Raw genomic sequence first — 11627 nt, 5'->3', positions numbered from 1 at the left:
ACTGCTATACCAAGTGGGAGAGTAGGTCGCCGCCTTACTTCGAAAACCCCCTCCAGTAACGGAGGGGGTTTTTTTATACAACTCTTTTGAGCGAAATAAGGGAAGGCCAACAGCTACAAACTGACCGTTTATAAACCCGGTTATCCATTTCATGTTGGCAAAATCAAATCGTCGCCCGTAAGGTGGCGCTCGTTCCTATGGTTATTTCATGAAATAAAATCATAAGTAACTCTAAAAGTAGGAAGAAGAAGGTTTTTTGTGATATCCAAGGCATCCTAAATAAACAATCGTACTTGATTTAAACGGTTTTTATGACATCCATAAAAGAAGAATCAACTTTGTTAAATCGATTTTCATAAAAGAACCATTATGATGTATAAACACGACATTATTTCATGAAAAAAGCCGCCCAATACTGGACGGCTTTTCTCGACTAATTCAAATAAGGGAACTTTTAAAGTTAAAACGGGATTATACCCTAGGTAGATCTCCTTCACCTTTTAAGGGTAAATAGGATTTTCCCATAAGATAGGCATCTACATGATGTGCCGCTTGCCTACCTTCGGAAATGGCCCAAACGATAAGGGATTGTCCCCTTCGCTGGTCTCCCGCCACAAATACCCCGGGAACATTGGTAGCATAATTTTTTTCCGTCGCTTTAATGTTGGTACGGTTATCCGCCTCAAGCCCGAGCTGTTCCGCAACGGTCATTTCAGAACCGGTAAAGCCAAGGGCCAAAAGGGCCAATTCACATTTCCATTCCTTTTCCGTTCCGGGAACTTCCTGTAACAGGGGACGTTTTCCGGGTTGTTTGATCCATTCTACCTCGGAGGTCACCAGTCCTTTGAGATTGCCATCGGCATCTCCGACAAATTTCTTGGTAGAGATGCTGAAAAAGCGTTCGGCACCTTCTTTGTGTGATGAGCTGGTACGCAATCGCATCGGCCAATACGGCCAAGGTTGTCCTTCCGGCCGTTCCGTAGTGGCCATGGGCATGATCTCAAAATTGGAAACCGAGTTGGCCCCATGACGAATGGAAGTACCGATACAGTCAGATCCCGTATCTCCACCACCGATGACCACAACATCCTTATCCTTGGCGATTAGTTCTATTTCAAAATCGGTTACACCGGCGACCCGACGGTTATTTTGGGGAAGAAAGTCCATCGCCTGTACCACACCTTTAAGGTCGGCACCTTCAATGGGCAAATTTCTGCGCACCGTGGCGCCACCACAAAGCACTACAGCGTCAAAATCGGCCTTTAGCGCATCCGCTTTGATATCGACCCCTACATGTACCCCGCATTTGAATACGATACCTTCTTCTTCCAAAACGGCGAGCCGACGATCGATAACATTTTTTTCCATCTTAAAATCGGGAATACCATAACGCAATAGTCCACCAGGTTTCTCGTCCCTTTCAAACACCGTTACGGAATGTCCGGCACGGTTGAGCTGTTGGGCGGTGGCCAAACCTGCGGGCCCCGATCCGATAACGGCCACTTTTTTGGTAGTCCTATTGGTCGGCGGTACCGCTTTTACCCATCCTTTGTCAAAAGCTTTCTCTACAATGTTCTTTTCAATATTTTCAATGGTTACCGGGTCTTCGTTAATTCCCAGTACACAAGCTTCCTCGCATGGAGCGGGGCACAAGCGTCCCGTAAACTCGGGAAAATTGTTGGTGGAGTGTAATATTTCGGCAGCTTTTTCCCACTTTCCGCGATACACGGCATCGTTAAAATCCGGAATAAGGTTCCCTAACGGACAACCGCTATGGCAAAAAGGAATACCACAATCCATACATCGCGCCCCTTGATCCTTAAGCTCCGGTTCCTTTAAGGGTACCGTAAACTCCTTATAATGTTTTACCCGCTCCTCTGCAGGGTCGTATGCCTCTATTTTTCGTTCGAATTCTAAAAATCCCGTTGTCTTGCCCATATTCTCGCGCTATATTGTTTCTAATTTTTCATTTTCCAAGCGAATCAATGCTTGGCGGTACTCCTCTGGAAAGACTTTTACAAAGTCCTTTAAACAACTTTCCCAATTTTCCAAAATACGTTGTGCCAAAGGACTCATGGTATAGTTGTAGTGGCTTTCAATGAGGTCTTTCAATTGTTTGATATCGGCTTCCTCTTCAACCTTCAGTAGGTTCAACGCTTCCTTGTTACAGTTCTTTTCAAAGGTTTTGTTTTTGTCGTAAACAAAAGCGATACCTCCGCTCATTCCCGCACCGAAGTTTCTTCCTACTTCTCCTAAAATTACGGCTACGCCACCGGTCATGTACTCACATCCATGATCACCGATACCTTCTACCACGGTCTTGGCACCGGAGTTCCGTACGCAAAAACGTTCTCCTGCCTTTCCGTTGATATAGGCACGGCCCGCTGTAGCACCGTATAAGGTTACGTTTCCGGTAATAACATTGTCCTCCGGAACGATGGTGGACCCGTCGGGGACCTTGATGACCAATTTTGCCCCGGAAAGCCCTTTTCCAAGGTAGTCATTGGTATTCCCGTTTACGGTCAGGGTTAGCCCTCTGGTGGCAAATGCCCCAAAACTCTGGCCCGCCGAACCGGTGAAATTGATTTTTAACGTGTTGATCGGGAGTCCCTGTGCGCCATACACTTTGGAAATTTCGTTACTGACGATGGCACCTACGGCCCTGTCCGTATTTTTTATAGGGAAGTCCAACGTTAGCTTTTCTTTTCGAAAGAGGGAAGGGTTCGCTTTTTCGATAATATCGAATTCAATGGAATTCTCGATGTTGTGCTGTTGTTTCTGGGTGTTGTAAAACTTGGTACCAGCGGGAACATCTACTTCGTGCAAGATCGGGGTTAAATCGATACCTGCCGACTTGTAGTGGTCTATCGCTTTTTTACGATCTAGTTTTTGTACTTGCCCGACCATCTCATTAACGGTACGGAACCCTAACTGGGCCATAATCTCCCGTAGTTCCTGGGCAACGAAATACATGTAGTTTACCACATGTTCGGGTTTTCCCTTGAATTTCTTCCGCAAATCGGGGTTTTGTGTGGCGATGCCTACCGGACAGGTATTCAAATGGCATACGCGCATCATTATACAGCCCGAAGCGACCAAGGGTGCTGTGGCAAAGCCAAACTCTTCGGCACCCAATAAACAGGCAACGGCAACATCGCGTCCCGTTTTTAACTGTCCATCACATTCCAGAACGATACGGTTTCGAAGGTCGTTCATCACCAAGGTCTGTTGCGCTTCCGCAATTCCGAGTTCCCATGGGAGTCCAGCATGTTTGAGAGAGGTGAGGGGCGATGCTCCTGTACCTCCGTCAAAACCGGAAACGAGGATAACATCGGCCTTGGCTTTGGATACTCCTGCCGCTACGGTGCCGACACCTACCTCCGAAACCAGCTTTACGTTGATCCGTGCTTTACGGTTGGCCGATTTTAAATCGAAAATAAGTTGGGACAGATCCTCAATGGAATAAATATCATGATGCGGCGGTGGCGAAATCAGCCCTACATAAGGGGTAGAATTTCTGGTTTTTGCTATCGCAGGGTTTACTTTTGGTCCGGGAAGTTGTCCCCCTTCACCGGGTTTTGCGCCCTGGGCCATTTTAATTTGAATTTCCTGGGCGTTGGTCAGGTAATCCGAAGTTACTCCAAAACGTCCCGAAGCTACTTGTTTGATCGCGCTGTTACGCCAGTTACCCGATGCGTTTTTGTAAAAACGTTCGGAATCTTCACCACCTTCACCGGAATTACTTTTTCCTCCGATACGGTTCATGGCTATGGCAAGGTTTTCATGTGCCTCCTTGCTTATGGAGCCGTATGACATGGCCCCGGTTTTAAAACGTTTCACGATTTCGGTCCATGGCTCTACCTCTTCCAAGGGAATAGGGTCGTAATTCGAAAATTCGAACAGCCCCCTAATGGTCATCAAGCTTTTCGACTGTTCGTTTACCATTTGGGAAAATTCCTTATAGGTGTTGGATTCGTTGTTTCTTACCGCTTTTTGCAAGGTGGCTACGGATAGGGGGTTGAACATGTGTTTTTCCCCGTCTCTTCGCCATCGGTATTCCCCGCCCATTTCAAGGTCGAGGTTTGCCGCCACTTCTTTTTCGGCAAATGCTTTCGCGTGCCTTTTTGAAATTTCTTTTTCGATCTGGTAGAGTCCGATACCCTGTATACGCGTAGGCGTGTTCGGGAAATACGTGTCCACCACGGTGGAATTGATTCCGATACACTCAAAAAGTTGCGACCCTCGGTAGGAATTTAAGGTGGAGATACCAATTTTGTTCATCACCTTTAAAATGCCTTTCCCTATGGCCTTGTTGTAGTTCTTTATGGCTTCCTCAAAAGTGACCTCGATATCGTTATCTTCGATCTGTTCCGCGATAATCTCGTTTACCAGGTAAGGGTTGATGGCACTTGCCCCAAAGCCGAACAATAGTGCAAAATGATGTACTTCCCTAGGCTCTGCCGACTCGATGATGATGCTTACCTTGGAGCGTTTTCCCAAACGTTGCAGACCGCTATTGATAAAAGAGCAGGCCAACAAGGCGGGTATCGGTGCCATGGTATCGCTTACGTTCCTATCGGAAAGGATAACGATATTGGTTCCTTGATCGATTTCCTTTTCCGTTTTCTCAAGGATCGCTTCCAATGCATTCTCAAGTCCGTTGTATCCATGTTGTATTTCATACAGCATGGGAATGGAGGTCACCCTATAATCGGGGCTGGCATCGTAATTTTTTATTTTGTCAAGATCTTCCTTAGAGATGACCGGATTCTGGATCTTTAGTTTTCTACAGTGCAGTTCGCTAAAATCAAAAATGTTCTGGTCGCTTCCAAGGGTAAGGCTGATGTCCGTAATCAATTCTTCCCGGATGCCGTCCAAGGGTGGATTGGTTACCTGTGCGAACAGTTGTTTGAAATAATTGTAGATCAATTGTGGGCGTTCCGATAACACGGCAATTGGCGTGTCCGACCCCATAGAACCGATGGGTTCCTTGGCATTCTTGCCCATGGGCAAAATAATGGTATTGATATCCTCAAGAGTATATCCAAAGGCCGATTTTCGCTTTTCAAGGGAAGCCTCTCCTAAAAATAAGGGGCAATCATTATAAGGAATGTCCTTTAGGTGTACCAAGTTGGCGTCGAGCCATTTTTGATAGGGTCGGCTTTTGGCAATTTCTTCCTTAATTTCCTCATCGTTCACGATCCTGCCCTCTTCCATGTTTACCAAAAACATTTTTCCAGGCTCCAAACGGCCGTGGAACGACACGTTTTCAGGGGCGATATCCACAACGCCCGTTTCGGACGACATAATAACATAACCGTCTTTGGTTACCGAGTAGCGCGAGGGGCGTAATCCGTTTCGGTCCAAAACCGCTCCAATAAAATTTCCATCGGTAAAAGGGATGGATGCAGGGCCGTCCCAAGGCTCCATCATACAGGAATGATACTCATAAAAGGCCCGTTTTGCTTCCGACATTTCCGAATTCTTTTCCCATGCCTCGGGTACCAAAATCATCATGACCTCTGGTAGCGAACGACCGGTCATCAATAAGAGCTCTACCACCATATCCATGGTAGCGGAATCTGATTTTCCGGGTAATATAATGGGAAGGATATTTTTTATTTCATCTCCGAACCAATCGCTCTTAAGAAGTTCTTCTCGGGATCGCATTCGGGAAACGTTGCCACGTAGGGTATTGATCTCGCCATTGTGGCACATATATCGGAACGGTTGTGCCAAGTCCCAGGTAGGGAAGGTATTGGTCGAAAACCGCTGGTGTACCAATGACAAACGGGTCACTACCCTGGGGTCCATTAAATCTTTGTAGTATAGGCTAATGTCCTTGGGCATTAAAAGCCCCTTGAAAATGATAATTTTTGTGGAAAGGCTGGGCACATAAAAAAACTTGCGCTCCGACAGTTTGGAGTTCAGTATGGCGTGTTCAGTAACTTTACGTACGATGAACAGTTTCAAATGAAAATCGAACGCTTCCTGTTCTTCGGAATGCTTCGCTATGAAAACCTGCTTCACATAAGGTTCGGTCTCCATTGCGATTCTACCAGGTACCGATCGGTTTACCGGCACATCGCGCCAACCGAGCAAGCGCAATCCCTGTTTTTTGATATTTTCCTCAAAAACGGAGATGCAAAAATTACGTTGGTTCTCTTTTTGCGGTAAAAAAACATTGCTCACGGCATAGGTGCCGTATTCGGGAAGTTCGAAATCGCATTCGTCCTGAAAAAAATCATGTGGAATGTCGATCAAGATCCCTGCGCCATCACCCGTCTTTCCATCGGCACTTACCGCGCCTCGATGTTCCAGCTTATCCAATATCTCCAAAGCCTTATGGATGATATCGTTCGATTTTTTTCCTTTAAGGCTACAAATAAAACCTGCGCCACAGTTGTCATGCTCAAATTCCGGTAGGTATAACCCTTGCTTCTTCAACGTCATAAATTATGGTATTTCCTCAAAAATATACTTTTGCCTGAATAATGTTCAACCTTTTTTTTAAATCACCAAAAAAAAACCAAGGTTTCAAATAAAACCTTGAAAAATGCTCAGATGTGAATTTTTTGAGGGTAAATTTTAGAATTCCATTAAAATTAAGGTTAAAAACCAATCCGCTCAAGTATTTAGGGGGTGTGGTGGCGCAGAAGTGGTCTTTTGTAACACATTCCCCTTAATTTTTTATCGCGGTAACAGAATATCAGGCTAAATACAACGTTACCCCCTCAAGTCTAGGGGGTGTTTTGAAGGGTGTGTATTTTAATATCCGATCGTGATACCCTATCCTCCGTATCGGTGGTCCGGGCAAAACAAAGAAATAGTAGGAACTAGTCCTTCAGGACACTTCTTGAAATAACGATTTTTTGTATTTCCGAGGTGCCTTCGTAAATCTGGGTAATTTTGGCATCGCGCATCAACCGTTCTACATGATAGTCCTTTACAAAACCGTTGCCACCATGTATTTGAACGGCTTCCACGGTGGTTTCCATGGCTACCTGTGAAGCATACAATTTGGCCATTGCCCCGGAGAGGTCGTAATTGTGGCCATTGTCCTTGTCCCAAGCGGCCTTGTAGACCATATGGCGCGCCGCCTCGATTTGCGTGTGCATATCGGCCAGCTTAAAGGCAATGGCCTGGTGGTTGCTTATTTCGGTTCCAAAAGCCTTGCGCTCCTTGGAGTATTTTAAGGCCAATTCGTAAGCACCGGCGGCAATGCCCAATGCTTGGGCAGCAATACCGATACGCCCTCCCGCAAGGGTTTTCATCGCGAATTTGAATCCGAAACCATCTTCTCCGATACGGTTTTCTTTGGGGACCTCTACATCATTAAAATTCAAGGAATGGGTGTCGCTCCCGCGGATGCCCAGTTTGTTTTCTTTGGGTCCTATTTCAAAGCCCGGCATTCCTTTTTCTACGATCAGGGCGTTAATGCCGCGATGGCCTTTTTCCCGATCGGTCTGTGCAATAACAAGGTAGACCTCCGCACTGCTGCCGTTGGTAATCCAGTTTTTGGTGCCGTTCAATATGTAGTGGTCGCCTTTATCGATGGCCGTGGTCTTTTGGGAAGTGGCATCACTTCCCGCTTCCGGCTCCGACAGGCAAAAAGCGCCTATAATTTCACCGGAGGCCAAACGGGTCAGGTATTTTTGTTTTTGTGCTTCGGTACCGTAGGTTTCCAGGCCATAACAGACCAAAGAGTTGTTTACCGATACGACTACGGAAGCCGAGGCGTCTATTTTGGATAGTTCTTCCATGGCGATAACGTAGGACAGGGTGTCCATACCACTACCGTTGTATTCCGTTCCTACCATCATGCCCATAAAACCGAGTTCCCCCAGTTTTTTGATCTGTTCCGTGGGGAAACGTTGTGCATCGTCCCGTTCGATAACTTCGGGCAACAATTCATTTTGGGCAAAATCCCTTGCCGCCTGTTGTATCATTTGATGCTCTTCCGAAAGTGAAAAATCCATAGCGTTATCATTTTTAAAAGTCGTCCCACAAAGATACGAGAAGCTTCGAAAAAACATATGGTATACCGTCTTGTTTTGTGTTTTCATATAAAGCCGTACCAAGTGATTTTGAACCACATCAAATCTTTATATTTGTTTTTGGGAGAATTGAAATAGGTTTTAAACGAACGATTATGGATCAGCAGTGACCCCTTTGGGGCTAATGAAATTTTTTGGTACCGAAACAAAGGAGTAAAGGATTGCATAATTAAATGTTTACAGAAATGAAGAAGTTGCTTAAAACGTATGAGAAAAAACAACCGGAAATCGTTTTCAATTGGAAAGATTCCGAAACGGAAGCGGAGGGTTGGACGGTGATCAACTCCCTACGTGGCGGCGCCGCCGGCGGTGGTACGCGAATGCGCGAGGGTTTGGATATGAACGAGGTGCTCTCCCTGGCCAAAACCATGGAAGTGAAATTTACGGTGTCCGGTCCCCCGATCGGCGGGGCAAAATCGGGAATCAACTTTAATCCCAACGACCCAAGAAAAGCCGGCGTATTGGAACGTTGGTACCGGGCCGTTTCCCCATTGTTGAAAAGCTATTATGGAACCGGTGGAGACCTCAATGTCGACGAAATTCATGAGGTGATACCGATAACCGAGGATGCCGGGGTGTGGCACCCTCAGGAAGGGGTTTTTAACGGACACTTCAAACCTACGGAAGCCGATAAGATCAATAGGATCGGACAATTGCGATTGGGGGTGATCAAAGCCTTGGAAGATGGGCAATATACGCCCGATGCCCGTCGCAAGTACACCGTTGCGGATATGATTACCGGTTATGGCGTCGCGGAAGCGGTTCGCCACTACTACGCCATTTATGGTGGCAATGTTATGGGCAAAAAAGCCGTGATACAAGGTTTTGGAAACGTAGGCTCGGCCGCGGCCTATTACTTGGCGCAAATGGGGGCCAAGGTCGTGGGCATTATCGACCGTGCCGGGGGAGTGATCAACGAGGACGGCTTTTCTTTTGAGGAAATAAAGGACTTTTTTCTGAACAAAAAAGGAAATAGCCTGATTGCCGATACGGATAGCATGATTCCTTTTGAAGAAATGAACGAGCGTATTTGGACGCTGCGAACGGAAATATTTATGCCTTGTGCCGCTTCCCGTTTGGTGACCAAGGAGCAGATCACCAAAATGATCGATACCGGTCTGGAAGTAATTTCACCGGGAGCGAACGTTCCCTTTGCCGATCAGGAAATCTTCTTCGGACCCATCATGGAGTATACCGATGGTAGGGTGAGTTTGCTGCCCGACTTTATAAGCAACTGCGGTATGGCCCGTGTTTTTGCCTATTTCATGGAAAAAAGGGTGGCCATCGATGACGAATTGATATTTAAAGATACTTCCGATACCATTCGGAAAGCAATTTTGAATATCTTTAAGCAAAATCCATCGAAAACGAATATCTGCGAAACCGGATTTGAATTAGCATTAAAACAACTTATATAAAACCGACTGAATATGGAGACCATTATCATTATCGTCTTTTTGGCGGGCTATCTTGCGATTACCCTTGAACACAATCTTAAAATCGATAAGCTGATTCCGGCTTTGGCCATGATGGCCATTTTATGGGCCATTATCGCCCTATCGCATATGGATGTTTTTGAGGTGAACGCGCAATTGAGAGAGCTGGAGCCCACCCATATCGATGAAATTTTACTGCATCATTTGGGCAAAACGGCAGAGATACTGGTGTTCTTGTTAGGAGCGATGACCATAGTGGAAATCATCGATTATTTTGATGGTTTTGCCACTATTAAAGGGTTTATACGTACTAAGAGCAAGCGAAAATTACTATGGTTGTTTTCCATTTTGGCCTTTATTCTATCGGCCATTATCGATAACCTAACCGCTACCATTGTACTGATTACCATTCTACAAAAGGTAATAAAGGATAGGGAAACGCGCCTTTGGTTTGCGGGAATCATCATCATTGCGGCAAATGCCGGTGGTGCCTGGTCGCCGATCGGTGACGTGACCACCACAATGTTGTGGATTGCCGATAAGGTATCGGCCTTACAACTGATCGAACATGTTTTGATCCCTTCTATAGTATGTATGTTGGTGCCGGTGTTTTTGGCAAGTCGGTTCAAGGCTTTTCAAGGGAATATCGATAGTGATATCGAAGAGTTGGAGGCGCCCAAATCCAAATATGGGGCGCTCATGCTTTATTTAGGACTGGGAGCAATCGTTTTTGTGCCTTTTTTCAAAACGGTAACCCATTTGCCCCCTTATGTGGGAATGATGTTATCCTTGGCCATAGTGGCCACTTTTGCCGAAATATACAGTAGCTCAAAATTTAGTATTTCCTCGGTAGAGGGCGAAGGGCATGATACCGAAGGGCACCATAGCCCCGTACACCATTCCCTTTCCAAGATAGAGCTTCCCAGTATCCTATTTTTCCTGGGTATTTTACTTGCGGTAGCGGCACTGGAGTCGTTGGGAATGTTGTTCCATTATGCGGAAAGTTTGAACGAGGCGATACCCAATACCGATATTGTGGTCATGCTTTTTGGAGTCGGCTCCGCTGTAATCGACAACGTGCCTTTGGTAGCGGCAAGTATGGGAATGTTCGCTCAGGCCTTGGATGATCCCTTATGGCATTTTATCGCGTACTCCGCAGGAACCGGCGGTAGTATGTTGATTATTGGCTCCGCAGCGGGCGTGGTCGCCATGGGTATGGAAAAGATCGATTTCTTTTGGTACTTCAAAAAAATCACCTGGTTGGCCTTGGTCGGTTTTGTAGCCGGAGCGGGTGTTTTTGTATTGATGAGAGATTTTGTGCTACACGCATAATTTAATCGACAAAATACCGTTATTAAGGCAACCTTAAAGAAGAGAATACCTATGTTATTGTTTCAAGATATTGCCCAAGATCCAGAAATGGGCGAAGCAGTTTCCACAGAAAAGACCTTGTCGGTCATCGACCTTATATTTAATGGTGGTACGGGAAGTATCCTTATTATTTCGGTCTTGTTCATTATGTTGGGCGTTGCGCTATACATCTACTTTGAAAGAATACTGGCCATTAAGGCGGCATCCAAGATCGATAAGAATTTTATGAACCAGATCCGCGACTATGTGTCCAGCGGAAAACTGGATGCGGCAAAAATGTTATGTACCCAAACCGATTCTCCGGTAGCAAGACTTACCGAAAAGGGCGTCTCCCGAATCGGAAAGCCTTTGGACGACATCAATACCGCTATTGAAAACGCCGGTACTTTGGAAGTGTACAAATTGGAAAAAAACGTAAGTGTGTTGGCCACCGTTGCCGGCGCCGCACCGATGATTGGCTTTTTAGGAACCGTAATCGGTATGATTTTGGCATTCCATCAAATGGCGACTAGTGGAGGACAGGCCGAGATGGGCTCATTGGCCTCTGGTATCTATACGGCCATGACCACTACCGTAGCCGGTTTGATCGTGGGTATTATCGCTTATATGGGATACAACCATTTGGTGAATAGAACGGACAAGGTGGTGCACAAAATGGAAGCCAATGCGGTAGAGTTTCTCGATCTGTTGAACGAACCACTTTAGGTCGGTTTCGCATCGAAAAATTTCAGCCAACATCTAGCATATCAAAAAATACACACCC

At 45.9% G+C, this 11627-nt stretch carries 6 protein-coding genes; 3 read left to right on the top strand and 3 right to left on the bottom strand.

Going from position 1 to position 11627, the window contains the following annotated elements:
• Positions 1-471 precede the first annotated feature (471 nt).
• The 3 genes from ACRD7P_RS17260 to ACRD7P_RS17250 all read right to left on the bottom strand — a co-directional run bounded on the left by ACRD7P_RS17260 (position 472) and on the right by ACRD7P_RS17250 (position 7979).
• A complete protein-coding gene (locus ACRD7P_RS17260) occupies positions 472-1938 on the bottom strand; it encodes a glutamate synthase subunit beta (RefSeq protein WP_430908924.1) in 1467 nt (488 codons plus the stop codon).
• Positions 1939-1947: 9 nt separating this feature from the next.
• On the bottom strand, positions 1948-6453 hold the full coding sequence (gene gltB, locus ACRD7P_RS17255) for a glutamate synthase large subunit (protein ID WP_430908922.1): 4506 nt from the start codon (positions 6451-6453) through the stop codon (positions 1948-1950).
• A gap of 383 nt (positions 6454-6836) precedes the next feature.
• On the bottom strand, positions 6837-7979 hold the full coding sequence (locus ACRD7P_RS17250) for an acyl-CoA dehydrogenase family protein (protein ID WP_430908921.1): 1143 nt from the start codon (positions 7977-7979) through the stop codon (positions 6837-6839).
• A gap of 263 nt (positions 7980-8242) precedes the next feature.
• Between ACRD7P_RS17250 and ACRD7P_RS17245 the strand changes: the two genes are divergently transcribed.
• The 3 genes from ACRD7P_RS17245 to ACRD7P_RS17235 are packed head-to-tail and all read left to right on the top strand — an operon-like array spanning position 8243 to position 11569.
• The gene (locus ACRD7P_RS17245) at positions 8243-9475 is read left to right on the top strand and encodes a Glu/Leu/Phe/Val dehydrogenase dimerization domain-containing protein (protein ID WP_430908920.1); all 1233 of its coding nucleotides are present in this window, start codon (positions 8243-8245) and stop codon (positions 9473-9475) included.
• A 12-nt stretch (positions 9476-9487) separates the two neighbouring features.
• A complete protein-coding gene (nhaD, locus tag ACRD7P_RS17240; protein WP_430908919.1) occupies positions 9488-10825 on the top strand; it encodes a sodium:proton antiporter NhaD in 1338 nt (445 codons plus the stop codon).
• 51 nt (positions 10826-10876) lie between these two features.
• Positions 10877-11569 (top strand): MotA/TolQ/ExbB proton channel family protein, encoded by a 693-nt coding sequence (locus ACRD7P_RS17235; protein WP_430908917.1) that lies wholly within the window; start codon positions 10877-10879, stop codon positions 11567-11569.
• Positions 11570-11627 lie beyond the last annotated feature (58 nt).

The sequence above is a fragment of the Maribacter sp. 2-571 genome (genome assembly GCF_050589625.1).
In the GTDB taxonomy this organism is placed as follows: Bacteria; Bacteroidota; Bacteroidia; order Flavobacteriales; family Flavobacteriaceae; genus Pelagihabitans.
This window is presented reverse-complemented; position numbering and strand designations above follow the sequence as displayed.

Coding starts and splice junctions, on each gene's coding strand:
- gltB (WP_430908922.1), bottom strand. CDS start 6,453: ATGACGTTGAAGAAGCAAGGGTTATACCTACCGGAATTTGAGCATGAC.
- ACRD7P_RS17235 (WP_430908917.1), top strand. CDS start 10,877: ATGTTATTGTTTCAAGATATTGCCCAAGATCCAGAAATGGGCGAAGCA.
- ACRD7P_RS17250 (WP_430908921.1), bottom strand. CDS start 7,979: ATGGATTTTTCACTTTCGGAAGAGCATCAAATGATACAACAGGCGGCA.
- nhaD (WP_430908919.1), top strand. CDS start 9,488: ATGGAGACCATTATCATTATCGTCTTTTTGGCGGGCTATCTTGCGATT.
- ACRD7P_RS17260 (WP_430908924.1), bottom strand. CDS start 1,938: ATGGGCAAGACAACGGGATTTTTAGAATTCGAACGAAAAATAGAGGCA.
- ACRD7P_RS17245 (WP_430908920.1), top strand. CDS start 8,243: ATGAAGAAGTTGCTTAAAACGTATGAGAAAAAACAACCGGAAATCGTT.